This window comes from Streptomyces sp. NBC_00086 (assembly GCF_026343255.1).
Lineage (GTDB): Bacteria > Actinomycetota > Actinomycetes > Streptomycetales > Streptomycetaceae > Streptomyces.
In genome coordinates, this window is record NZ_JAPELZ010000001.1 from 5,897,963 (window position 1) to 5,920,481 (window position 22,519).

General features: G+C 73.4%; 22 protein-coding genes, 1 other RNA gene and 1 pseudogene. 12 read left to right on the forward strand and 12 right to left on the reverse strand.

From position 1 onward, the window contains the following. Window positions 1-41 precede the first annotated feature (41 nt). The 4 genes from OG276_RS26760 (at window position 42) to OG276_RS26775 (ending at window position 3,636) form a co-directional block, all read left to right on the forward strand. On the forward strand, window positions 42-899 hold the full coding sequence (locus OG276_RS26760; protein ID WP_266909250.1) for a Nif3-like dinuclear metal center hexameric protein: 858 nt from the start codon (window positions 42-44) through the stop codon (window positions 897-899). Beyond that, a complete protein-coding gene (locus OG276_RS26765) occupies window positions 896-1,639 on the forward strand; it encodes a zinc ribbon domain-containing protein (protein ID WP_266913125.1) in 744 nt (247 codons plus the stop codon). Before OG276_RS26760 ends, OG276_RS26765 begins: the two co-directional genes overlap by 4 nt. Continuing rightward, the gene (locus OG276_RS26770; RefSeq protein WP_266909251.1) at window positions 1,639-3,051 is read left to right on the forward strand and encodes a bifunctional RNase H/acid phosphatase; all 1,413 of its coding nucleotides are present in this window, start codon (window positions 1,639-1,641) and stop codon (window positions 3,049-3,051) included. Before OG276_RS26765 ends, OG276_RS26770 begins: the two co-directional genes overlap by 1 nt. A gap of 207 nt (window positions 3,052-3,258) precedes the next feature. Further along, window positions 3,259-3,636: a hypothetical protein gene (locus tag OG276_RS26775; RefSeq protein ID WP_266909252.1), complete on the forward strand. Its 378-nt coding sequence runs from the start codon at window positions 3,259-3,261 to the stop codon at window positions 3,634-3,636. Window positions 3,637-3,701: 65 nt separating this feature from the next. Here the strand turns inward: OG276_RS26775 and rnpB are convergent. Beyond that, an RNA gene (gene rnpB, locus OG276_RS26780) (RNase P RNA component class A) lies at window positions 3,702-4,103 on the reverse strand. 78 nt (window positions 4,104-4,181) lie between these two features. Here rnpB and OG276_RS26785 point away from each other — a divergent pair. Continuing rightward, complete coding sequence (locus OG276_RS26785) at window positions 4,182-4,949, forward strand: MerR family transcriptional regulator (protein ID WP_266909253.1); 768 nt, start codon at window positions 4,182-4,184, stop codon at window positions 4,947-4,949. Continuing rightward, entirely contained in the window at window positions 4,946-5,782 is an 837-nt protein-coding gene (locus OG276_RS26790) for a hypothetical protein (protein WP_266909254.1), read from the forward strand. The genes OG276_RS26785 and OG276_RS26790 overlap by 4 nt, the downstream gene beginning before the upstream one ends. A gap of 153 nt (window positions 5,783-5,935) precedes the next feature. Here the strand turns inward: OG276_RS26790 and OG276_RS26795 are convergent, their stop codons facing one another. The 6 genes from OG276_RS26795 to OG276_RS26820 form a co-directional block, all read right to left on the reverse strand. Further along, on the reverse strand, window positions 5,936-6,532 hold the full coding sequence (locus OG276_RS26795) for a hypothetical protein (RefSeq protein WP_266909255.1): 597 nt from the start codon (window positions 6,530-6,532) through the stop codon (window positions 5,936-5,938). Further along, window positions 6,529-7,701: an MAB_1171c family putative transporter gene (locus OG276_RS26800; protein WP_266909256.1), complete on the reverse strand. Its 1,173-nt coding sequence runs from the start codon at window positions 7,699-7,701 to the stop codon at window positions 6,529-6,531. Before OG276_RS26800 ends, OG276_RS26795 begins: the two co-directional genes overlap by 4 nt. A gap of 1 nt (window position 7,702) precedes the next feature. Next, entirely contained in the window at window positions 7,703-8,404 is a 702-nt protein-coding gene (locus OG276_RS26805; RefSeq protein ID WP_266909257.1) for a hypothetical protein, read from the reverse strand. 142 nt (window positions 8,405-8,546) lie between these two features. Beyond that, window positions 8,547-9,059 carry an XRE family transcriptional regulator gene (locus OG276_RS26810; RefSeq protein ID WP_266909258.1) on the reverse strand — a complete coding sequence of 171 codons (513 nt, stop codon included), beginning with the start codon at window positions 9,057-9,059 and terminating at the stop codon, window positions 8,547-8,549. A 596-nt stretch (window positions 9,060-9,655) separates the two neighbouring features. Next, window positions 9,656-10,561 carry an AraC family transcriptional regulator gene (locus OG276_RS26815; protein ID WP_266909259.1) on the reverse strand — a complete coding sequence of 302 codons (906 nt, stop codon included), beginning with the start codon at window positions 10,559-10,561 and terminating at the stop codon, window positions 9,656-9,658. A 165-nt stretch (window positions 10,562-10,726) separates the two neighbouring features. After that, window positions 10,727-12,169: an RNB domain-containing ribonuclease gene (locus tag OG276_RS26820; RefSeq protein ID WP_266909260.1), complete on the reverse strand. Its 1,443-nt coding sequence runs from the start codon at window positions 12,167-12,169 to the stop codon at window positions 10,727-10,729. Between the two features lie 169 nt (window positions 12,170-12,338). Here OG276_RS26820 and yaaA point away from each other — a divergent pair, with 169 nt between their 5' ends. Further along, the gene (gene yaaA, locus OG276_RS26825) at window positions 12,339-13,139 is read left to right on the forward strand and encodes a peroxide stress protein YaaA (RefSeq protein WP_266909261.1); all 801 of its coding nucleotides are present in this window, start codon (window positions 12,339-12,341) and stop codon (window positions 13,137-13,139) included. 214 nt (window positions 13,140-13,353) lie between these two features. Here the strand turns inward: yaaA and OG276_RS26830 are convergent, their stop codons facing one another. Beyond that, on the reverse strand, window positions 13,354-13,983 hold the full coding sequence (locus OG276_RS26830; protein ID WP_266909262.1) for a MerR family transcriptional regulator: 630 nt from the start codon (window positions 13,981-13,983) through the stop codon (window positions 13,354-13,356). A gap of 112 nt (window positions 13,984-14,095) precedes the next feature. Between OG276_RS26830 and OG276_RS26835 the strand changes: the two genes are divergently transcribed. After that, the gene (locus OG276_RS26835; RefSeq protein ID WP_266909263.1) at window positions 14,096-15,109 is read left to right on the forward strand and encodes a hypothetical protein; all 1,014 of its coding nucleotides are present in this window, start codon (window positions 14,096-14,098) and stop codon (window positions 15,107-15,109) included. A 22-nt stretch (window positions 15,110-15,131) separates the two neighbouring features. On the opposite strand, the gene OG276_RS26840 is transcribed toward OG276_RS26835, so the two are convergent. After that, window positions 15,132-15,881, reverse strand: a complete 750-nt coding sequence (locus tag OG276_RS26840) for a bifunctional DNA primase/polymerase (protein WP_266909264.1) — start codon at window positions 15,879-15,881, stop codon at window positions 15,132-15,134. Between the two features lie 144 nt (window positions 15,882-16,025). Further along, window positions 16,026-16,670, reverse strand: a complete 645-nt coding sequence (locus tag OG276_RS26845; RefSeq protein ID WP_266909265.1) for a TetR/AcrR family transcriptional regulator — start codon at window positions 16,668-16,670, stop codon at window positions 16,026-16,028. 97 nt (window positions 16,671-16,767) lie between these two features. On the opposite strand from OG276_RS26845, the pseudogene ddaH reads away from it, so the two are divergent. Continuing rightward, window positions 16,768-17,604 (forward strand): annotated as a pseudogene (gene ddaH / locus OG276_RS26850) (dimethylargininase); the annotation flags it as partial. Between the two features lie 72 nt (window positions 17,605-17,676). On the opposite strand, the gene OG276_RS26855 reads toward ddaH, so the two are convergent. Both OG276_RS26855 and OG276_RS26860 read right to left on the reverse strand, forming a co-directional pair. Further along, window positions 17,677-18,681, reverse strand: a complete 1,005-nt coding sequence (locus OG276_RS26855; protein WP_266909267.1) for a small ribosomal subunit Rsm22 family protein — start codon at window positions 18,679-18,681, stop codon at window positions 17,677-17,679. A 56-nt stretch (window positions 18,682-18,737) separates the two neighbouring features. Further along, window positions 18,738-20,069 carry a Bcr/CflA family multidrug efflux MFS transporter gene (locus tag OG276_RS26860; RefSeq protein ID WP_266909268.1) on the reverse strand — a complete coding sequence of 444 codons (1,332 nt, stop codon included), beginning with the start codon at window positions 20,067-20,069 and terminating at the stop codon, window positions 18,738-18,740. A 108-nt stretch (window positions 20,070-20,177) separates the two neighbouring features. Between OG276_RS26860 and OG276_RS26865 the strand changes: the two genes are divergently transcribed. From OG276_RS26865 to OG276_RS26875, 3 genes are all read left to right on the forward strand, one after another. After that, entirely contained in the window at window positions 20,178-20,948 is a 771-nt protein-coding gene (locus OG276_RS26865; RefSeq protein ID WP_266909269.1) for an SDR family oxidoreductase, read from the forward strand. A 119-nt stretch (window positions 20,949-21,067) separates the two neighbouring features. Beyond that, the gene (locus OG276_RS26870; protein WP_266909270.1) at window positions 21,068-21,931 is read left to right on the forward strand and encodes a PhzF family phenazine biosynthesis protein; all 864 of its coding nucleotides are present in this window, start codon (window positions 21,068-21,070) and stop codon (window positions 21,929-21,931) included. Beyond that, a complete protein-coding gene (locus tag OG276_RS26875) occupies window positions 21,931-22,518 on the forward strand; it encodes a GNAT family N-acetyltransferase (protein ID WP_266909271.1) in 588 nt (195 codons plus the stop codon). Before OG276_RS26870 ends, OG276_RS26875 begins: the two co-directional genes overlap by 1 nt. The last annotated feature ends 1 nt before the right edge of the window (window position 22,519 follow it).

The window sequence follows — 22,519 nt, forward strand, 5'->3', positions numbered from 1 at the left end:
GGAAGACCGGGGCCGGTCGCCACGGACGGTAGCCTTGGCCTGTGCCCCGTCTCTCTGAAGTCATCGCCGCGCTGGACGCTCTGTGGCCCCCCTCGCGGGCCGAGGAGTGGGACGCCGTCGGCACCGTCTGCGGCGACCCCGACGCCGAGGTCTCCCGGGTCCTGTTCGCCGTCGACCCCGTCCAGGAGATCGTCGACGAAGCGGTGAAGCTGGGTGCCGACCTGCTCGTCACCCACCACCCCCTCTACCTGCGGGGCACCACCACCGTTTCCGCCGGCACCTTCAAGGGCCGGGCCGTGCACACGCTGATCAAGAACGACATCGCGCTGCACGTCGCCCACACCAACGCCGACACCGCCGACCCGGGCGTCTCCGACGCCCTCGCCGGCGCCCTCGACCTGCGCGTCACCGGCCCGCTGGTGCCCGACCCGACCGACCCCCAGGGCCGCCGGGGCCTGGGCCGGCTCTGCGAGCTGGACCGCCCCGAGACGCTGCGCGAGTTCACGGCGCGCGTCGCCGCCTGGCTCCAGCCGACCGCGCAGGGCATCCGGGTGGCCGGCGACCCCGACGCGATGATCCGCACCGTCGCCGTCAGCGGCGGCTCCGGCGACAGCCTCTTCGCGCAGGTCCGGGCCGCCGGTGTCGACGCGTACGTCACCGCCGACCTGCGCCACCACCCGGTGTCCGAGGCCCGCGAGCAGAGCCCGCTCGCCCTCGTCGACGCCGCCCACTGGGCCACCGAATGGCCCTGGTGCGAGCAGGCCGCGGCCCAGCTCGACGCCATCTCCGAGCGCAACGGCTGGGGTCTGCGGACCCACGTCTCGCGCACGGCCACAGACCCGTGGACGGCGCACGCGCCGTCCGTGACATCCCCTTCTCACCCTGGAGCCCCCAACTGAACGCCGAGCCCGCCGACCAGATCCGACTTCTCGACGTCCAGGCCCTGGACGTCCGGCTGTCTCAGCTGACCCACAAGCGCAAGATGCTCCCCGAGCACGCCGAGGTCGACTCGCTGACCAGCGACCTGGCCCAGCAGCGCGACTTCCTCGTCGCCGCCCAGACGCAGGCCACCGACGCCGCCCGCGAGCAGACCAAGGCCGAGCAGGACGTGGACCAGGTGCGCCAGCGCGCCGCCCGCGACCAGGCCCGTCTGGACACCGGCGTAGGCATCTCCGCCCGCGACCTGGCCAACCTGCAGAGCGAGGTCGTCTCCCTCGCGAAGCGCCAGGGTGACCTGGAGGACGTGGTCCTGGAGGTCATGGAGCGTCTGGAGGGTGCGCAGGAGCGCGTCACCGAGCTCACCGACCGGGTCGCCTCCCTGGAGACCAAGCTCGTCGACGCCACCGCGCGCCGCGACGCCGCCACCGGCGAGATCGACGCCGAGGTCGCCGGCATCGCCAAGGACCGCGAGGTCATCGTCACGGCCATGCCGGCCGCGCTGATCGCCCTCTACGAGAAGATCCGCGTGAAGCAGGGCGGCGTCGGCGCCGCCCGCCTGTCGCAGCGCCGCTGCGAGGGCTGCCGCCTGGAGCTCGACCTCGCCGAGGTCAACGAGATCAAGGCCGCCGCCCGCGACCAGGTCGTCCGGCACGAGAGCTGCGGCCGCATCCTGGTCCGCATGGCCGACTCGGGCATCTGATGCCGCGGTTCGTTGTGGAAGCCGACGGCGGCTCCCGGGGCAACCCGGGGCCCGCCGGGTACGGCTCCGTCGTCCTCGACCCGGTGACGGGCGAGACGCTGGCCGAGCGCGCGGAGTACATCGGCGTCGCGACGAACAACGTGGCCGAGTACAAGGGCCTCATCGCCGGGCTGAAGGCCGCCCGCGAGCTGGACCCGGACGCGGTGGTCCTCGTACGCATGGACTCCAAGCTCGTCGTCGAGCAGATGTCGGGCCGCTGGAAGATCAAGCACCCGGACATGAAGCCGCTCGCGGCGGAGGCGGCGAAGGTCATGCCGCGCGCCCAGGTGACGTACGAGTGGATCCCGCGCGAGAAGAACAAGCACGCGGACCGGCTCGCGAACGAGGCGATGGACGCGGGCAAGCGCGGCAAGCAGTGGGAGCCCGCGAACTCCTCGGCCGCCCTGGACGCCTCGGCGGCCCGCACCCTGGCGACCCCGCCCCCGGCGGGCCCCGTGGGCGACGCCGCAGCGGGCGCCGCGGCGGTCCGCGCGGCCCTCGCCTCCGGCGCTGGTACGCGGACCCGCGCGAGCGCCGCTGCGGGTGCGCGGGCCGGCTCCGCACAGGCAGGGGCCGACACCCTGTTCGCCGACCCGGCGGACCTCGCCGACCCGGCGGCTCCGGCGGGCCTTTCCGACGAGGCGGCCCCGGCGAGCTCGCCGGCCCCTGCTTCCGGTCCGGGCACGGCAGCGCCCACGATCACCGGCGCCGCGCCCGCGGCGGGACAGGGCTGGGGACCCGACATGGGGCCCCCGGCCACCTTCGTGCTGCTGCGCCACGGAGAGACCGCGCTGACCCCGCAGAAGCGGTTCTCCGGAAGCGGCCGGGGCAGCGACCCGGAGCTCTCCGAGGCGGGCCGCCGCCAGGCCGCCGCCGTCGCGGAGTCGCTGGCCGCGCGCGGCACCATCGAGACGGTGATCAGCTCCCCGCTGCGGCGCTGCCGGGAGACCGCGCAGGCCGTCGCCGACCGGCTCGGGCTCACCGTCACCGTCGAAGAGGGCCTGCGCGAGGTCGACTTCGGCGCGTGGGAGGGGCTGACCTTCGCGGAGGCGCGCGAGCGCCACCCCGAGGACCTCCAGGCGTGGCTGGACTCCCCGAAGGCCGCCCCCACGGGCGGCGGCGAAAGCTTCGCCTCGGCCACCCGCCGGATCTCCGCGACCAGGGACCGGCTGCTCGCCGAGCACGCGGGCCGCACGGTCCTGCTGGTCTCGCACGTGACGCCGGTCAAGATCCTGGTCCGGCTGGCACTGGGCGCCCCGCCGGAGGCCCTGTTCCGCATGGAGCTCTCGGCGGCCTCCCTCTCGGCGGTCGCCTACTACGCCGACGGCAACGCCTCGGTCCGCCTCCTGAACGACACGTCCCACCTGCGCTGAGCCACCGCGCCCGGCCGCACGACGAGACCCCCCGCCCCGACCGGGCGGGGGGTCTCGTCGTAATCCCCGAGCCGTGAGGCGCCGCCGGTTGGTAGAAAGGGCGACGTCAGCGTGAGGACCGCAGGAGGGAGCCGCCCGTGCCGCGTTACCCGTCCGGCTTCCGGTAGCACCCCCAGGAAGGCCCTGGGGTGCGGCTGGAGGCTCTCCTTGTCCCGCACCGCCCACCACATTCCCCCCGCGCGCACCCGGTTCGCCGTACAGCGGCGCGAGCAGCGCGACGCCCTCGCCTGGCATCCGTACGGCGGTCCCTGGCGCCGGGTCGACCTGCGCAGCCTGCGGTACTCCGCCGCCGAGCTCCGCACCGCGGCGAAGGAGGGCCGGCGCCCGCAGCCGCGGGAGGTCCGGCGCGCCTTCGACAGCTGGAGGTACTGCTGCGCCTTCGCCGGTTCCCTCTCCGAGGCCGCCCACCTCGCGGAGCGCGCCGCCCGCGCACGGGCCCGTGCCGCCTGCCGCGCCGCGCTCCACGACCCCGACACGGTCATCGAGCCCTACCGGCCCCGCTACGGGGTCCACTGGGAGGCCTGAGCGCAGGCACCGGTACGACGAAGCCCCCGCCCCGAACGAACGGGTGTGCGGGGGCGGTTCGCCGACAGACGAGCCGGCCTGTACGCCGGGTTCTGTCGCCCGGTGACCTCGCGGTCGCCGGGGAGACGGCCATCCATCTAGGACCGGCGTTGCCGCCGGCCTCGTGCGGTCTACCCGCGAACTCGGGCGGGCAGCCCTCGAACGTTCGCGCAGGGTCGTCCGGAGACGACCCCTCTTGACCTTGCTCCGGGTGGGGTTTACCTAGCCGCCTGAGTCGCCTCAGGCGCTGGTGGTCTCTTACACCACCGTTTCACCCTTACCGGGGGCCGAAGCCCCAGGCGGTCTGTTTTCTGTGGCACTGTCCCGCGGGTCACCCCGGGTGGCCGTTAGCCACCACCCTGCCCTGTGGAGCCCGGACGTTCCTCGGCGGGATCCGGAGATCCCGACGCGGCCGCCCGGCCGACTCGTCTGTCGTGCCGACCATGCTACCGGCTGCGTCATCACGGCTTGACCTTGACGCAGCGGCAGGGTTTCTACTGGAACCCATGCGGATCGGAGAGATCGCCGCGCTCGTCGGGGTCACCACCCGGGCGATCCGGCACTACCACCACGTCGGCCTGCTCCCCGAGCCGGACCGGCGCCCCAACGGCTACCGCGCCTACAGCGTGCGCGACGCCGTCCGGCTGGCCCGGGTGCGCCGGCTGACCGAGCTCGGGCTGAGCCTCGACGAGGTGCGCGACGTGCTCGCGGACGACGCGGGGCGCGAGCTCGCCGAGGTACTGGCCGAGCTCGACGCCGACCTCGCCCGCCAGCAGGCCGAACTGGCCGAGCGCAGACGGCGCCTCGCCGTCCTGCTCGCGGCCCCGCCCGGGGAGGTCGAGCCGGTCTCGCCCGCGCTCGCGGAGCTGCTCGCCAAGGCGCCCGCGACGGCCTCGCCGTCCGCCGCGCTCGACCGCGAGCACCTGAGCCTGCTCGACGCCTCGGGCGCCGTGGGGGAGGAGCTCTACGCCGTACTCGGCACGGTCGCCGCCGATCCGGCCGTGCTCGCGCTGTACGAGCGGCTCGACGAGCTCGCCGACGCGGACGGGGACGACGCCCGGATCGGGCCGCTCGCCGCGGAACTGGTGGCCGCGGTGCCGGCCGAGGCGTTCGCCGCGGTGGCAGGACCGGGCGGCGGCGGGCCGCAGGCGGCGCCGGGCTTCCTGGAGGCCCTGCTCGCCGAGTACGCCCCGGCGCAGGCGGAGGTCGTCCGCCGGGTGATGGAAGCCTTCACGGGCACGCGGGCCACACAGACGGACAGGGGACGGGAATGAGCGCGATACGCGCGGCACGGACCGGGGTGGCCGCCGTGCTCCCCGTGGAGCTGGCACTGCTGGTGTGCCTGGCCGCCGGGGTCCGCCCGCCCGGCTGGGCCCTCGCCGTCGTCGAGGTGATGGTGCTCGGGGTCCTCCTCCTGGAGGCCGGCGTCCTGTACTTCCTGTACGCCGCCGCCCGCGCCCGCGGCGCCGACCCCCGCACGGCCCGCCGCGAGGCCGTACGGGCCGTGGTCCCCGTGACCGTACGCCGCCTCGTGCTCCACGAGCTGCGCGCGTCCGCCTCGTTGGCCCGGTGGGTGCTGCGCCGGCCGCCGCACGGGGTGCGGCCCGGGGACCACGCAGCCCCGTACACCGGACCGCAGACGGCCATGATGTACGGGCTGGTGTTCGTGTCGCTGATCGAGACGGTGGCGCTGGCCTTCCTGATCCCCTGGCCGGCCGTCCACCGCGTGGTGCTCGTCCTCGACGTGTACGGGGTGGTGCTGATGCTCGGGCTGCACGCCGCCTGCGTCACCCGGCCGCACGTCGTGAGCCCCGACGGGACCCTGCGGATCCGCTACGGAGCCCTCTTCGACCTGACCGTCCCGCCGGACGCGGTGGCCTCGGTCCGGGTGGACCGCCGCTACCCCGAGGGACGGCTCGTCTCCCTCTCCGAGGACGGGGTGCTCGACCTGATCGTCGGCAGCCAGACCACGGTCACCGTGGAACTGCTCCGCCCGCTCGCCTTCCGCCGTCCGCTCGGCGCTCGCGCCGAAGCCCGCGTCGTCCGCTTCCACGCGGACGAGCCCCGTGCGCTGGTCGACGCACTGCGGCAGCCCGCACCCCCGTGACGGGCTGCCGCAGTGACGGCCGTGTGCGCCGAGCGTGACAAGCCGGTGCGCGCCTGTCTTGTCGAAAACGGCACGGCCGGAAATCGGCACGGTGGGAGAACGGCGCGGTGAGGAAACGGCACGGTGAGGAAACGGCTGCCCCGCCGGGTCCGGCTAGCGCACCAGCGCGAAGGTGGTGGCCGCCACGGCCGCGCCCACCGCGGTGCCCGCGAGGACCTGGGCGAGGGTGTGGTCCTTCAGCTCGACCCGGGACCAGCCGACGAGGGCGACCAGCGGGTAGGCGAGCAGCAGCCAGGGCCCGTAGGTCAGGGCGAGCATGGCGACGCTCCCGGAGGAGACGGCCGCGTGCACGCTGATCTTCCAGACGGGGGTCACGGCGAGCAGGGCCGCGAGGGTGGCCAGCATGGCCGCGATCAGCGCGATCATCGTGCGGGGCGAGCCGAGGAGCGCCATCAGCAGGATGCCGGTGGCGACCGAGCCGATGATGAACACCATCACGACGATGCGCTGTTGGCGCTGGCCGACGTGCCGGTCGGCCCAGCGGCCGCGCCGGATGCCGTACTTGATGAAGGCCAGCGGGATGACGGCGGAGAACAGGCAGCCCAGGAGTCCCCACCCGATCCCGGCGAGGCCGGCGGTGTGCCAGCCGATCAGGAGGGTGTCGGCGATGATCCAGGTCTTGGGATCGAGCCCGTCGGTGATCAGGCGGGCGGATCGGGACCCGGTGGGCTGGGTGAGCGTGGCGGTCACGCCGTGGCCTCCTGGCTGGTCGCGGTGAGGAATTCGTCGGCCACGGCGGAGTGGTAGATCCGCGCGAGCTGGATGAGCCGCAGTACTTCGGCGGAGAAGTCGAGTTCGTCGATGCCGACGGTGGCCGTCGGCTCCTGGGTGCCGTGGAGCGGCAGGACCCCGCGGGCCTTGCCCTCGCGGGCCGCCCGCATCCGCAGGGCCTCGGCCGCCGGGCTCGTCGCCGGGTCGAACCCCGCCTCCAGGGCGGCGCGGTCCGCGCGCTCGCGGACCTCGGGGGCGGTGTACGCGTCCAGGGTCAGGGCGGCGTCGCGGATCTCGATCACCCGCCGGTACAGCCGCAGGCGCGGGCTGCGCAGGAGTCCGGTCTTCAGGACGATGTCGGGGGTGACCGCGGTCAGGTCCTGCCAGAGCGGCTGGAGCCGGCGGTGGTGGCGGCCGTCCTGGACGGTGCGCCAGGCCACGCCGAAGGCGGGGATGCTGCTCCCGATGAGGATGAAGCCGATCGCCAGGTACTTCAGGGCGTCGGTGACGTTGTCGACCGCGATGTCGCTGGTGCCGTCCGTGAGGCCCGCGAGGCGGCTCGCGATGTACCCGGCCCGCAGCAGGGTGTAGAGGACGCCGACGGCGGTTCCGATGCCCATGAGGCGGACGCCGGTCCGCAGCCACAGGGCGCTGGCGTGCCGGGCGCTGCCCCAGAAGAGCCAGGTGGCGGTGGCCATGGCGATGCCGAGGTAGACGATGAACAGGAGGTAGTAGACCGTGGCCCAGCCGTTGCCCGCGGTCTCCTCGAAGAAGTCGGTCATCTCGTGGGCCCGCGGGACGAAGAAGACGAAGAGCACCCCCATCGCCGTCATCGCGGTCAGGGCGGCGTAGTGCCGGGCCCGCAGCCGGCGGCCGGTCTCCGGGCGCGCGATGGCGACGACGAAGTCGACGACCGCGCCGGCCGCGATCATGCCCAGCCAGTGCTTGAAGAGGGTGGAGAGGTTGTTGACCCCCGCCCCGGCGTCCAGGGTGCGCATCACGCCGGGGAGACGGAGCGTCATGGAGACGGTCAGGGCGGCGAACGCCGTCCACAGGGCCCGCTGTTTGACCGACCGGACGGCTGACGGGGCGCGCCAGAGCGTCACCGACCAGAGCATGGCCAGGATGGCGATTTCGAGCTGCTTCACTTCACGACCACGTGTTTCGAACGGGGTGCCCGAGGGCGTCATGGAGGCGTACGAGACGGTCCTCGGCCTCACTGTCACTGGAGGTCGACTGCGTCGTGTTGTAGCGGCCGGCCCGCTCGTGGATGAGCGTGGCCAGGGTCTCGGCCTGCCGCTCCTGCGGGCTGGCGAACTTGCTCCGCCCCATGAGGTGCGCCAGGCGGTCGATGTCGAGGCCGAGTTCCTCGTCGATCGATTCGGTCCTGCGCGCCACGTTCCTGATCCGGGCCGCCTCGGTGCGGATGATCGAGGCGACGGGCAGCTCGGGGCGGTCGAGTCCGGAGACGGCCGTGTGCGTACGGGTCAGCAGGCGCTGGAAGTGTTCGGAGGCCCGGGCGATCTCCCGCTCCGACGCCTGTTCGGGGATGTCGAGTTCGGGGGCGACGTGGCCGAGCAGCATGTGCGAGATCTCGTGGAGGACGATCTGCACCTTGAGGATCTCGGCCGCGACGGCGTCGTAGAAGACGAGGTCGGCGACATCGAGTCCGAGCCAGATCCCGCAGGGCAGCGCCGGGTCGGGCGGTCCGTCGAGGGGCAGCAGGATCAGCGGCCGGCCGCGCTGCGCGGCTATGCCCTCGCAGAAGGCTTCCAGGTCGAACGGCCGGGGGATGACGAGCCGGTCCGCGACGGCGGCGCACTCCGCGTCGGCGCGCTTCCACCAGCGCATGGTCGCCCTCCCCGCCCGTCATCGAACAGTCCGCACACCCGATCGGATCTGAGAGTAACCGGAAGCGCAGCAGGGGCTCGCTGAGGACGTATCGGTGGCCGGAATATGGCTGACCGGGCGAGGCGCGTGGCTGATTCGCGCCTCAGGCGTCCTTGCTGCGCCGGCGCCGGGGCTTCACATCCGGAAGCCCTTCGGCCTTGCGGAGCTGCTTGATCAGGCCGGTGACGGACCGCATGGATCCGGCGGACAGCCCGCTGAGGCGGAAGGCCGCGGCCTTGACTTGCTCGTCCTCCAGGACCTGGGCGAACTCGTCGGCCGCGGCGGCCTTGCCCATCTCCTCGCGCAGCCGCGCGATCCGCTCCTCGATCCGGTGCTCGATCGCCTGGGCGTTCTCGCCGTCGGCCAGGTACCCGACGGTGACGCCGAAGAAGTTGGCGATCGCGCGGATCGAGTCGATGCCCGGGTTCGGGTTGTTGTTCAGGCGGATGGTCTGGACCGTGCCGTGCGAGACGGAGGGCCCGGACAGCTTCTTGGTGCCCTCGGCGATCTCTTGGTACGTGTACGGCCCGCGGCCCGCCGGATGGATCGTCTCGATCAAGAAGCCGAGGCGGTCACCCATGGTGTCCCGCCGGTCGGTGGGGGTCTCCTCACCCATCACCGTCACTGCTCCCGTCTACGGCTGGATCTCAATGGTCCAGTACTAAATCATCACCGACATTATCTACCTGCCTAGATGGCTTTCACCACACAGTGCAATGAACTGCGTCTACCCAGCTAGCGGACCCCGTGGAATGTGACCCACGCCATATTGGCCCCGGGGCGCCCCGCAGGACCTTGACAGGGCATGCGTGCCACGGCGTATCTTCGTCCAGCCGTCTAGCCCACTAGATGGTTCGGCGCTCGATCGCTCGACGCAAAGCGTCTAGCCGACTGAGTATCGGAGCCGGTGGGCGGGGCGGAAGAGGGAGGAGTCGCGATGCCGTCACGGCGGCAGGCTCCAAGCGCAGGACCATGGGTCGGCGCGCTCGCTCACGGGCTGAGGTACGGGGGTCCCCAGCCCGGGGTGGGTGAACCGCCCGTCGACGGGAGCCGACGCCCGTCGGCGGGGTCCGGCGGAATCCAGCGGGGGAGCCGCCGCCGGACGGCGCGGTCCGGCCGCGGCCCGGGGTGCGATCCGAGGCGCGCCCCGGGCTGCGCCCCGGACCGCGATCCGAGGCGCGCCCCGGACCGCGATCCCGACCGCGATCCCGCCTAGCCGGACAGCATCACGCTGCTGACCCGGCCCGCCATCCGGTCCAGCACCGAACCGGGCGCCAGGCCGCCCCGCAGCAGGACGAACCGGGACGGGGGCAGTCCCGTCATCGCCTTCACCTCGCGGCTCAGGTGTGCCTGGTCGTGGTAGCCGCACGCCGCCGCCACCTGTGCGGCCGCCGTTCCCGCCGCCAGCATCCGCAGGGCGTGCTGCAAGCGGAACACCCGGGCCATGGCCTTGGGCGACAGGCCCACCTGCTCGCGGAACCGGGCCCGTACGGTACGGGCGCTCCACCCCGTCGCGGCGCTCACCCGGGTCAGGGAGCGGGTGTTCGCCCAGAGCCCGGAGAGGGCTCCGTCGACCTCGGGCGCGGGGGAGGGGCCGCGGTCGAGGCGGGCGCAGAACAACTGGTCCAGCAGGGCGAAGCGCTCCGTCCACGAGGGAAGCGCCCGCAGCCGTTCGGTGAGGTGGCGGCCCTGCGCTCCGAGCACGTCCACCAGATCCACGTGGGCGTCCTCGAAGTGCCACATCGGGATGCCGAACAGCCGGTAGCAGCCCTGCGGGGTCATGTTCACCTCCAGCCCGTGCACCACCCCCGCGTGCACCCCGACCGCCGGCACCGTGCGCGGGCCGCTGATCATGGCCCGGGCGGCGGGCCGCAGCTGGGTCGCGGCGAGGTCCTCCGTACGGGAGACCCACAGGCCCTCGGAGAAGCTGAAGACCAGCGTCACGCAGCCGGTGGGCAGCTCCAGGCGGCGCCTCGGGGCAGCGAACTCGGTGTGGAACCCCGTGTAGTTGATGATGAGCGGCCGCAGTGCGGCGGCCGGCCGGCGGCGGCGCGCCGACCGGCGGCCCGGGGCGGCGGCAGGCATCGCGCGTACGTCGAAGGTCTCGACCGAGCCCATGTCCGGGCCCTCCCCCCGCTGTTGCGCGGCCGGTGATGCCGCGCGGTCGGCCGATGATGGCAGGTCACGAGGCTCGATGGCCAGAGCGGTCCGGGAGCGGATCCCGGCCGGGGCCGCGGCCCCGGCCCCGGCAGGCGGGCCGGGAGGCGCCGGCGCCGCACCCGGCTAGACCGGTGCGAAGAGCACCTTCGCCCGACCCGGGTCGGCCTCCGTCAGCCGCACCCTGATCCGGTCGCCCAGCGGCAGCTCCGCCGAGGTGGACTCCACGCGGCCGATCACCGCCGGCTCCTCCAGGTGGACCGTGCCGACCAGCGGCTCGTGGTCCTTGACGTCGATGACCGTGGCCTCGAAGGTCTCCCCGACGCGGTCCTTGAGCAGCGCCGCCTCCACCAGGTCCACGGACTCCCGCTCCGCCGAGTTCGCCAGCCGGGTCCCGTCCGACATCTCCTTCGGCAGGGCGTCGAGCGCCTCCAGCGCCCACCCGGGGGGCTCCGTCCCGGCGACGGCCGCCACGCACAGCTCGCCCGTGTACCGGTCGACGAGCCGGCGCAGCGGTGCGGTGCAATGGGCGTACGGGGCCGCGACCGCGGCGTGCAGGACGGGGTCCGGGGTCCGGCCGCCGGTGAAGACCGTGTAGCCGGCGCCGCGCAGCAGGGCCGTGCACTCCTGGAGGAAGGCGGCGTGGGCCGGCCGGTGCGGATCGAGCCCGCGCACGAGCTCCGCGTACGGGACGTGGTGCGGCCAGTCGATCCGCAGGGCCTTCGCCGCCCGGCGCAGCCGCCCGACGGCTCCGTCGGGGGCGGTCGGCAGGGTCCGCAGGATCCCGGCCCCGGCGGCGAGCATCAGCTCGGCGGCGGCCATGCCGGTCATCAGGGAGATCTGCGCGTTCCAGCCGTCGGCCGGGAGCGGAGCCCGGTAGGCCAGGCTGTACGAGCCCTCCTGCTCGACGATCTCCTGCTCGGGCACGTTCAGCGAGATCCCCCCGCGCTCCGCCTCCAAGGCCTCGCGCAGCCGCCCGATGTCCTTCAGCAGGGCCAGCGGCTCCTCGGCGGTGCCGGTGTCGATGGCCTTCTGGACGCCGTCGTAGTCGAGTTTGGCCCGGCTGCGCACGAGCGCACGGCGGACATCGGTGCCCTCCACCCGGCCCTCGGCATCCAGGTCGAGCCGCCACAGCAGGGCCGGGCAGGTCTGGTCGGGGAGCAGGCTGGCGGCGCCCTCCGAGAGCACGGCCGGGTGCAGGGGGACCTTCTCGTCGGGGAAGTAGAGGGTGGTGACCCGGCGGTGGGCCTCGGCGTCGAGGGCGCCGCCGGGGGTGACGTAGGCGGCGACGTCGGCGATGGCGTAGTGGACCCGGTAACCGCCGGAGGCGCGCTTCGCCAGGTGCATGGCCTGGTCCAGATCGCGCGAGGTCGGTGGATCGATCGTGAAGAAGGGGATGTCGGTGGCGTCGAAGTCCGGCAGGAGGGGGCTCTGCACCGCCCGCTCGGCCTCGGCGAGTACGGGCGCCGGGAACTCCTCCGGCACCTCCAGCTTCGTCCGCAGTTCACGCAGCGCGGCCCGCAGGGCAGCCCCGTCTGCGCCGGTCATGATCATATGACGGCGTGGCATGAGCCGAGCCTAGGGGGTGTCCTGCCGATCGGGCCGGATCAGGGAGCGGTGTCTGGTGCCGTACATCGCAAGGCGGAGGCCGGCGGGCCCGGGCGGCACGGCGAGCCGACTACCCTGGTCGGGGGCCGCACCCCCGCCGTTGTGCCGTGCCCGTCGAAGGAGAACCACCGTGCTCGTGCTGCTGCCGCCGTCCGAAGGAAAGGCCGCCGGCGGCTCCGGCGCACCGCTGAAGCCGGAGACGCTCTCGCTGCCGGGGCTGGCCGCGGCCCGCGCCGCGGTGCTGGAGGAGCTGGTCGAGCTGTGCGTGGGCGACGAGCTGAAGGCCCGCGAGGTGCTCGGCCTGAGCGAGGGCCTGCGCGGTGAGGTCGCCAAGAACACGGAGCTGCTGACTGCGGTCGCCCGCCCGGCGGGCGAGATCTACACGGGCGTGCTCTACGACGCTTTGGGCCTGTCGACCCTCGCGCCGGAGGCGGCGGCCCTGGCCGCGGAGTCCCTGCTGGTCTTCTCGGGTCTGTGGGGGGCGGTCTCGGTCGCGGACCGCATTCCCTCCTATCGCTGCTCGATGGGCGTGAAGCTGCCGGGGCTGGGGGCGCTGGGCGCGTTCTGGCGTGAACCGATGGCTTCGGTGATGCCGGAGGCGGCGGGGGAGGGCCTGGTCCTGGACCTGCGGTCCTCGGCGTACGCCTCCGCGTGGAAGCCCAAGGGGGAGGTGGCGGGGCGCACGGCGACGGTGCGGGTCCTGCACTCCCAGATGGTCGACGGGGTGGAGAAGCGGTCGGTGGTGAGCCACTTCAACAAGGCCACCAAGGGCCGCCTGGTCCGCGACCTCCTGTCGGCGGGCGCGGTTCCGGAGTCCCCGGCGGAACTCGTGACGGCCTTGCGCGACCTGGACTTCATGGTGGAGGCCGAGGCGCCTGTGAAGCCGGGCAAGGGCTGGTCCCTTGATGTGGTCGTCACGCAGATCCACTGACCGGGTCTGGTCTGGCTGCGGACGGGGGCCGGTGCCGGGGGCGGGGTGGGGTGTCGGCCTGGACTGCATGATTTAGGCGCCCCCTCCTGAACTCCGACAGGGTGTGGGGTGTACCTGCGCCACAAATCACGCTCTACGTCCAGGCCGACACCCCACCCCGCCCCCGTCACCGGCCTGGGCTGGGCTGGGCTGGGGGTGGGGTGGGCCGGTGTCGTCAGTTCGTTCCGTAGGTCCGGGACGAGGCGTCCACCTGGGCCAGTCTGCGCAGTGCTGCGAACATCGCGTCGCCCAGGACCGTGCCGACCGCGACCGATTCGACCAGGTCCTCCCGCGCCACCGCGTGCGTCGTGTAGGCGAGGTCTGCGCCGGCCGCCAGCTCGGCCGCCTCCGCGTACGCGTCGAGCACCTCCGTGAAGGCTCCGTGACCGGCCCGCTCCAGTGCGGCCAGTGCGGCGGCCAGTGCCTCGCCCGCGGGGGTGTCCGCGTCCGCGTGCCAGCCGCGCCGCTCGATGATCCCGGCCACCTTCGCCCGCGCGAGCTCGGTCTCGGCGTCGGGCGTCCCGCTGTGCTCGGGAACCAGCGCGTCCGCCACCGAGCCGAGCATCTCGTGGACCGACCGCTCCTTGTCGTCGATGGCGCGGATCACTTCCCCGATGGCCGCCACGGGGAGCTTCCCCACCTCCAGGAGGCCGCGGATCAGGCGCAGCCTGCGCTCGTGCGTCTCGTCGTAGCGCGCCTGGTTGGGGCTGCTGAGCAGGCCGGCCGGGAGCAGGCCCTCCCGTAGGTAGTACTTGATCGTCGGTACCGGTACCCCGGTCCGCGCGCTCAGCTCTCCGATGCGCATCTTCGCTTCCGTCCGTCCCTGGGCCCCTTGTGTGTGCCGTGTCCATCATAGATAGTGGCACTACCGGATAGCGGCGAGTGCCATTATCCATTTGGATTTCGGGGGTAGAGAAATGCCGCTCGTGTTTCCGCGTGCCTGGCACCGTCCGCTGATGGTGCTCGCCGCCTCGATGGCCTTATGGGCGGCCGGTTCCGCCATCGGCCTGCTCGTTGACGCCCGGACTCTGGTGGGCGCCCCGATCTGGTCCAAACCCCTCAAGTTCGCCGTCTCGCTCACCGGCTACGCCCTGAGCCTGGCCTGGATGATCTCCCTGCTCGAACGGGCCCGGCCCCGGCTCGCCCGGCCCGCGTGGTGGGCGGGCACGGTGGTGGCGGCGGCCAGCGGTGTGGAGATGGTGCTCATCACCGCACAGGCCTTCCGCGGCAGGCAGAGTCACTTCAACTACGCCACACCCTTCGACGCACGGCTGTACGAGATCATGGCCGGGAGCATCGTGGTGCTGTGGCTGGGGGCGCTGGTGATCGCCGTCCTGCTGTTCCGGGCCCGGATCGCGGACCGGGCCACCACCTGGTCGATCCGGATCGCCGCGACCCTGGCGCTGGCCGGCGCCGGGCTCGGCTTCCTGATGACCCAGCCGACGGCCGCGCAGCGCGCGGTCGGTGACGACGGGGCCCCGATCGTGGGCGGGCACGCCGTGGGAGTGCCGGACGGCGGCCCCGGCATGCCGCTCACCGGCTGGTCCACCACCGGCGGCGACCTGCGCGTCCCGCACTTCGTGGGGATGCACGCACTCCAGCTGCTGCCGCTGTTCGTCCTGGTTCTGGCCGCCCTCGCCGCGCGGTTCGCCGTGCTGAACGAGGAGCGGGTGCGGCTGCGCCTGGTGCTGGTCGCGGGCGCGGTGTACGGGGCGGTACTGGCCCTGCTGACCTGGCAGGCGCTGCGCGGTCAGTCGCTGACCTCCCCGGACGGGACGACGCTGGGCGCGGCCGGGCTGATCCTCGCGGCGGCCGCACTGGGGACCCTGCTCAGCCTCCGCCGGGGCGGCGGGCCCGGCGCGCGCGAGGGCGCCGACCCGGCGGGCCCCGGTTCCGTGCCCCGGTCCTCGGTGCGGAGCTCCGCGTCCTAGGCGCCGGGTAGGCGCCGGGGCGTCAGCGGCCCAGGGGCCAGGCGACCGTGGCGGGGGTCTGGTCGGAGGCGCCGGCGTACGTGGCGCACGCGTCCGTGAGGGTTTCCAGCAGGGTCAGCGGATCGACGAGCGGATGCTCCATGCCGCGGAGCCAGGCCACCGAGAGGTCACCCGGCAGTGCGGCCGGCGGCACCAGTACGTAGCTGCCGCGGCAGTGCCAGCGCAGCCCGGGGTGCTCGTCCATCGTCTCGGGGTGGCAGTCCAGTTCGCAGGGCCACCACTCGTCCTCGTCCTCGGGCGTGCCCCGGGTCGCGGTGAAGAAGAGCATCCGGGCCTGGTCGCCCGTACCGCCCGATTCGGCGACCGGGCCGACCTCGATGCCGGCGGCCAGCAGGCGTTCCAGCGCGCTGTGTCCGGCCTCCAGGGGGACGTCCAGGACGTCGTGGACCATGCCCGTCGCGGTGATGAAGTTGGCTGCGGGCTGGTTGCGGGCCCAGCGTTCGACCTGTGCGCGGTCCGTCGTGGACTGCGTCTGCCAGGCGAAGGAGACGGGGTGGCGTGCGGGCGTCGGACAGCCGATCCGGTCGCACGAACACCGGTAGCCGGCGGGATGCGCGGCGGGCGAGATCGGCAGACCCGCCGCGGCGACGGCCAGCAGCAGGGCTTCGCGTTCTCGTGCGGGGTCCGCGGCGTCGGGTTTGGGCTTGCGGCGCAGCCACTGGGAAATCCTGCTCTGCTCGCCGCGTTTGACGCGGCCCGACTCAGACCCCATCTATCCCCTCACCTACACCGTTGCCCCGGCAGACCCTCACATGTTCCCACCATCCTGTGCGCCGGGTGACCGCACCCCCCGAACAGGACTCCCACATAACCACAGAAACCGACCATATGTTCTCGGCCGTCAGGGGCTCATGACTTATCCCACCCCGGGTCCCGCCCCGGCTCCGCCCAGCACCGAGTCCACCAGCGCGTCCGCGTACGCGTGCGTGAGCGGCGCCGTGCGCATCAGCCAGCGGTACGTCAGCGGTCCGACCAGCATCTCCACGGTCAGCCGCAGATCGGTGTCCGGCGGGAGCTGCCCGGCCTCGCGGGCCGACCGCAACCGCTCCTCGTACAGCGCGAGCTGGGGCTCCAGCAGCCGCTCGGTGAAGCGTGCCCCGAGCTCGGGATCGGTGGCGCCGGCCGCCGTCAGGGCGCGTACGGGGGCCGAGTACCGCTCGTCGGCGAACTCGTCCACCGTCGCCCGCATGACGGACTTCAGGTCGGCGGCCAGGTCCCCGGTGTCGGGGAAGCCCCAAGTCCCCTCCGGCTGTGCGTCCCCGGCGAGCGCGAGCGAGGCGTCCAGCAGGACCGCGGCCTTCGACGGCCACCAGCGGTAGATGGTCTGCTTGCCGACTCCGGCGCGGGCGGCGATGGCCTCGATGGTCAGCTTGTTGTAGCCGACCTCCCCCACCAGGTCGAGCGCCGCGTCCAGGATGGCCCGCCGTGAGCGGTCGCTGCGGCGGGTGGCGTCCGGGGTCCGGGGGGCGGTACCGGGATCGGGGAGGGGGCTGGAGCTCATTTCGGCAACTTATCAACCTCGAACCACTCGTCTTTCAGCCGTTCGGGAAACCACCCAATCAGTTCACTGCGCGGTTCCCGCCGAGGAGGGACGATTCTCTTCTCATCACCGTGAGGAGCCTTCATTGCGCAGAGACGCCACACCCCGGCGTTACCTGATGTGCCCACCCGCGCACTTCAAGGTCACGTACTCCATCAACCCGTGGATGGACCCCACGAAACCGGTGGACCTGCCCCTGGCCATGGCCCAGTGGGAGGACCTCCGCGACCGCTACCTGGCCCTCGGCCACACCGTCGAGACCCTCGTCCCCGACCGCGGTCTGCCGGACATGGTCTTCGCGGCGAACGGCGCCCTCGTCGTCGACGGCAAGGTGCTGGGCGCGCGGTTCGCCTACCCCGAGCGGGCCGCCGAGGCGGAGATCCACCTCGACTGGTTCCGCGGCCACGGCTTCCAGGACGTCCACGAGCCGTCCCACGTCAACGAGGGCGAGGGAGACTTCGCCGTCACCGCCACCTACATCCTGGCCGGCCGGGGCTTCCGCTCCAGCCCGCTCTCGCACGACGAGGCCCAGGAGTTCTTCGGCCGCCCGGTCATCGGTCTCGACCTGGTCGACCCGCGCTACTACCACCTGGACACGGCCCTGTCCGTGCTCGACGGCGACGAGGTCATGTACTACCCGGACGCCTTCTCCGAGGGCAGCCGGGCGGTCCTGCGCCGGCTCTTCCCCGACGCGCTGATCGCCGAGGCCCAGGACGCGGCCGCCCTCGGGCTCAACGCGGTCTCGGACGGCCGGCACGTGCTGCTCCCGCAGGAGGCGACCGGACTCTTCGCACCCCTGCGGGCGCGGGGGTTCGAGCCGGTCCCGATGGATCTGGGGGAGCTGCTCAAGGGCGGCGGCAGCGTGAAGTGCTGCACGCAGGAGCTGAGGCCCTAGCCGGCGGCGGGTCCGACGGGCCTGAGCCCGCAGCGGGCTCAGGCCACCTGCGGTCTCAGGCCCTCTGCGGTCTCAGGCCCCCTGCGGAGGCGGCCATTCCTGGCCCCAGTCGGCGTCGCGCGCCGCCTTGTACAGGTCTCCGTGCCGCTTGGTCACGTTGACCCGGGTCTGCCCCTCGGACTCGGGTCCGCACAGCTCCAGCAGGACCAGCCCCTTGCGGATCTGCGGCCTGCGCGTGATCCGGGAGGCGGCCGGCTCCACCGGGAAGCGGGTGGCGGCCACGTAGCTGAACTTCTCGTCCTCGTAGGGGAGGGAGCCGCCCTTGATCTGCCGGTGCAGGGAGGACCGGCTGACCCGGGCCGAGAAGTGGCACCAGTCCTTGCCGACCTCGATCGGGCAGGTCCCGTCGTGCGGGCACGGGGCCGCGACCCGCAGCCCGGCCTCGATCAGCTGGTCGCGGGCCTCACGGATGCGCAGGTACCCCTCCGGCGTGCCCGGCTCGACCACCACCACGGCCTGACCGGCCCGCGCCGCCTCGGCGACGACCTCGCGGCGGGCCTCCGGGGTCAGTTCGCCCAGGACGTAGGAGACCGTCACCAGGTCCGCCGCGGGGACCGTCAGCCCGGTCCCGATGACGGTCCGCCGCCACTCGGCGGCCCGCAGCGTGGGGGAGGAGGAGGCCGCGGCCAGCTCCTTGCCGAGGACCAGCGCCGGGTCCGCCCAGTCCAGTACGGCCGTCTCGCGGGGCCCGCCCCAGACGGAGTCGGCCGCCCAGGCCGCCGCGCCGGTGCCGCCGCCCACGTCCACGTGCGAGGCCGGGGACCAGCCCGGGGCCGCCTCGGCGAGCCCGTCCAGGGCGGACCGTACGGCCTCGAAGGTGGCGGGCATCCGGTACGCCGCGTACGCGGCCACGTCGGCGCGGTTGCGCAGGACGGGCGTGTCGGTCGGGATCTCGCCGCGGTAGTTGGCGATCAGCCGCTCCACGGAGGCCGTGGCCTGCTTCTGCGGGAGGCCTTCGAGCAGGCCCGCGAGGGCGCTGCGCAGGGTTTCGGCGGTGGTGGTGGCGGAGTCGTTCACCCGCCAAGTTTACGGGGCCGGGCCCGGCCTCGAAGGCCGGGCCCGGCCCCGGACGGTCAGGGCGCCGTGCTGACCGTGGTGCCGGTGCGCCAGGGGCGGCACAGGACGGCGAAGCACAGGACCGCGAGGAGGGAGCAGGCCGCCTGGACCACGGCCATCGGTACCGCCGTGTCCTCGCCCGCGATGCCGACCAGGGGGGAGGCGATGGCTCCGACCAGGAAGGAGGAGGTGCCGAGCAGGGCGGAGGCCGAGCCGGCCGCGTGCGGGGCGCGCATCAGGGCCTGCGCGTTGGTGTTCGGCAGGACCAGGCCCATCGCGGACATCAGGACGAACAGCCCGGCGCAGATCGCGAAGAGCCCGACCTCGCCGAAGACCCCCGCGGTCATGAGGAGCAGGGCGGCCGAGGCGGCCATGATGACCGCGAGCCCGTACCCCAGCACCTTGTCCAGGCTGACCCGGCCGACCAGCAGCTTGCCGTTGATCTGGCCCACCGCGATCAGGCCGAGGGAGTTGACGCCGAACAGGAGGCTGAAGGTCTGGGCCGAAGCGCCGTAGATCTCCTGCACGACGAACGGCGAGGCCGAGATGTACGCGAACAGCGCGGCGAAGGCGAACCCGCCGGCCAGCGTGTACCCGGCGAAGACCCGGTCGGCGAACAGCCCGCGCATGGTCCGCAGCGCGGCGCCGACGCCGCCGGTCTGGCGCCGCTCGGGCGGCAGCGTCTCGTCGAGCTTGCGCCAGACCAGGAGGGTCAGCAGGGTCCCCACGACGGTGAGGACGAAGAACACCCCGCGCCAGTCGGCGAAGCGCAGCACCTGGCCGCCGATGAGCGGGGCGATGATCGGCGCCACGCCGGATATGAGCATCAGGGTGGAGAAGAACCGGGCCATCTCGACCCCGTCGTACAGATCGCGTACGACGGCCCGCGCGATCACGATCGCGGCCGCGCCGGCCAGGCCCTGCAGCAAACGGAATGCGATCAGCAGCTCGACGGTCGGGGCGAAGGCGCAGATGGCGGTGGCGAGGACGTAGACGACCATGCCGATGAGCAGGGGGCGACGGCGGCCCCACTTGTCGCTCATCGGGCCGATCACCAGCTGGCCCAGGGCCATGCCCGCGAGGCAGGCGGTGAGGGTGAGCTGGACGGTGGCGGCCGGGCTGTTCAGGGCGGTGGTCACCGTCGGCAGCGCCGGCAGGTACATGTCCATGGACAGCGGGGGGAGCGCGGTGAGCCCGCCGAGGATGAAGGTGACGAGCAGTCCCGTCCGGCGGGCGGCCGTCAGGGGTGCGGTGAGGGCGGCGGAAGGGGAAGGGGAGGGGGTCGAGAGCGACGCTTCTTTCGAGGGCGCTGTCTTCGAGGGCGCGGTCGCGGGGCCTCTCTCCGGCATACGGAAACTCCAGTCCTATCGTCATATCTCAGCACCCCTGCCGCCCCATGCTCTCAGCAATCGGAACGTTCGGGGACGGGCTGCCCGTGTGACGTAACCTGCGGCCCCATGAACGCACGTGTGAAGCAGATCGCCGTAGTGACCGGAGCCGGATCCGGGATCGGCCGCTCCGTGGCCCTCACGCTGGCCGCCGCCGGATGGGCGGTGGCGCTGGCCGGCCGCAGGACCGGGCCGCTGGAAGAGGCCGCCGAGGCCGCGAGGGCCGCCCACCCGGACGCCGAAGTGCTGTGCGTCCCGGCCGACGTGAGCGATCCGGACGACGTGGCATCGCTGTTCGGGGCCGTTCGCGAGCGCTACGGGCGCCTCGACCTGCTCTTCAACAACGCGGGCACCTTCGGCCCGGCCGGAGTCCCGCTGGAGGACATCTCCTACGAGGCCTGGCGCTCGGTGGTCGACGTCAACCTCACCGGCTCCTTCCTCTGCGCGCAGGCGGCCTTCCGGGTGATGAAGGCCCAGGACCCGCAGGGCGGCCGCATCATCAACAACGGCTCCATCTCCGCGCACGTGCCCCGGCCGAACTCGATCGCCTACACCGCGACCAAGCACGCCATGACCGGCCTGACGAAGTCCCTGTCGCTGGACGGACGGCCGTACGGGATCGCGTGCGGCCAGATCGACATCGGCAACGCGGCCACCGAGATGACCGAGCGGATGCAGACCGGGATCATGCAGGCCAACGGGCAGCTCGCGGTGGAGCCCGTCATGGACGCGGCCGACGTGGCGCGCACGGTGCTGCACATGGCGGAGCTCCCGCTGGGGGCCAACGTGCAGTTCGCGACGGTGATGGCGACCGCGATGCCGTACATCGGGCGCGGCTGATCCCGTACGGGAGCGCGGCCGGTCCCGTACGCCGGGCGCGGCCGCCCTCGTACGCCGGGCGCGGCCGGTCCCGTACCGCCCCGGGGAATGCCCGCCCGGAAGCCGGGGTTGTGGCGATCATGACTATCGAAGTGCTGCACTACACCGCCTTCTCCGACGATCCGCAGGGCGGGAACCCGGCCGGGGTCGTGCTCGACGCGAGCGGTCTGGACGAGGCGGCCATGCTGGCGATCGCCGCCGAGGCGGGCTACAGCGAGACGGCCTTCCTCACCGCCCCGCCCGAGGACCTGGGCGGGGAGCGGGGCAGGGCCTTCTCCGTGCGCTACTTCAGCCCGAAGGTGGAGGTCCCCTTCTGCGGGCACGCCACCGTGGCCACCGCCGTCGCGCTCGGCGAGCGGATCGGCCCCGGCGAGCTGCTGTTCGCGACCCGGGCGGGCACCGTGCCGGTGTCGGTGACCCGGGAGGCCGGCGGCGGGCTGCGCGCCACCCTGACCAGCGTCGAACCGCACACCGAGGACCTGGACCCGGCCGACCTCGCCGAGGCCCTGGCCGCGCTGGACTGGCCGGCCGCCGACCTGGACCCGCTGTTCCCGCCGCGGATCGCCTACGCCGGAGCCCGCCACCTGGTGCTGGGCGCCGCCACCCGGGCCCGGCTCGCGGACCTGGACTACGACTTCGCCCGGCTGGAGGCGCTGATGCGGCGCCTCGACCTGGTCACCGCGCAGCTCGTGTACCGGGCGGGCCCGGCGGAGTTCCACGTGCGCAACCCCTTCCCGGTCGGCGGCGTCGTCGAGGACCCGGCGACCGGCGCGGCCGCGGCCGCCTTCGGGGCGTACGCCCGCGAGGTCGGCCTGGTCCCGGCCGACGCGGTCCTCACCCTCCACCAGGGCGCCGACATGGGCCGCCCGGGCGTCCTCACCGTCGAGCTGCGCTCCGGCGACTCCCGGGTCCGGGTCGGCGGCGCGGGGGCGCTGATCCCGTAGTGCGGATCGAGAGGTACGAGGTCCTGCCCTCCGGGCTCGCCGAGCAGGTGGCGGGTCTGGAGGCGCAGGCGTGGCCCGGGTCTTCCCCCGGGCACGACCAGGCGCTCGCCCCGCTCGCGGTGCTGCTCCTGGACGCCGACGGCCGGGTCGCCGCCTCCCTGGCGCTGCTCCACAAGCCGGTCCGGCTCGCTGACGGGCGTACGTACCGCGCGGCCGGGCTGAGCGCGGTGGTCACCCGGGCCGACGTACGGGGGCGCGGGTACGGGCTGCGGCTGGTGACGGCGGCCCGCGCGGGGCTCGCCGCCGATCCGGCGGTGGACCTGGCGCTGTTCAGCTGCGACCGGGAGCTGGTCCCGTTCTACGAGGCGGCCGGCTTCGAGGTGCTGCCCGGCACGGTCCTGGTCGGCGGCACCCCCGCCGACCCCCTTGCCACGGACGACCCGGGCCTCGGCAAGACGGTGCTCGGGGCGTTCCCCGCGCGCCCCACCGGCGCCGCACACGACGAAGGCCGCGCGGACCAGGTCCGCGCGGCCTTCACCGGCATTCGTGTCCCCCTCTACCCGGGGACCATCGACAGGCTGTGGTGAG

What these genes read in the sequence shown, in the direction of transcription:
- OG276_RS26860 (WP_266909268.1), bottom strand. Translation starts at nt 20,069, where the DNA reads ATGCCGGAGAGAGGCCCCGCGACCGCGCCCTCGAAGACAGCGCCCTCG.
- OG276_RS26865 (WP_266909269.1), top strand. Translation starts at nt 20,178, where the DNA reads ATGAACGCACGTGTGAAGCAGATCGCCGTAGTGACCGGAGCCGGATCC.
- OG276_RS26830 (WP_266909262.1), bottom strand. Translation starts at nt 13,983, where the DNA reads ATGCGCATCGGAGAGCTGAGCGCGCGGACCGGGGTACCGGTACCGACG.
- OG276_RS26790 (WP_266909254.1), top strand. Translation starts at nt 4,946, where the DNA reads ATGAGCGCGATACGCGCGGCACGGACCGGGGTGGCCGCCGTGCTCCCC.
- OG276_RS26840 (WP_266909264.1), bottom strand. Translation starts at nt 15,881, where the DNA reads ATGGGGTCTGAGTCGGGCCGCGTCAAACGCGGCGAGCAGAGCAGGATT.
- OG276_RS26770 (WP_266909251.1), top strand. Translation starts at nt 1,639, where the DNA reads ATGCCGCGGTTCGTTGTGGAAGCCGACGGCGGCTCCCGGGGCAACCCG.
- OG276_RS26815 (WP_266909259.1), bottom strand. Translation starts at nt 10,561, where the DNA reads ATGGGCTCGGTCGAGACCTTCGACGTACGCGCGATGCCTGCCGCCGCC.
- OG276_RS26820 (WP_266909260.1), bottom strand. Translation starts at nt 12,169, where the DNA reads ATGCCACGCCGTCATATGATCATGACCGGCGCAGACGGGGCTGCCCTG.
- OG276_RS26810 (WP_266909258.1), bottom strand. Translation starts at nt 9,059, where the DNA reads ATGGGTGAGGAGACCCCCACCGACCGGCGGGACACCATGGGTGACCGC.
- OG276_RS26870 (WP_266909270.1), top strand. Translation starts at nt 21,068, where the DNA reads ATGACTATCGAAGTGCTGCACTACACCGCCTTCTCCGACGATCCGCAG.
- OG276_RS26805 (WP_266909257.1), bottom strand. Translation starts at nt 8,404, where the DNA reads ATGCGCTGGTGGAAGCGCGCCGACGCGGAGTGCGCCGCCGTCGCGGAC.
- OG276_RS26835 (WP_266909263.1), top strand. Translation starts at nt 14,096, where the DNA reads ATGCCGCTCGTGTTTCCGCGTGCCTGGCACCGTCCGCTGATGGTGCTC.
- OG276_RS26785 (WP_266909253.1), top strand. Translation starts at nt 4,182, where the DNA reads ATGCGGATCGGAGAGATCGCCGCGCTCGTCGGGGTCACCACCCGGGCG.
- OG276_RS26845 (WP_266909265.1), bottom strand. Translation starts at nt 16,670, where the DNA reads ATGAGCTCCAGCCCCCTCCCCGATCCCGGTACCGCCCCCCGGACCCCG.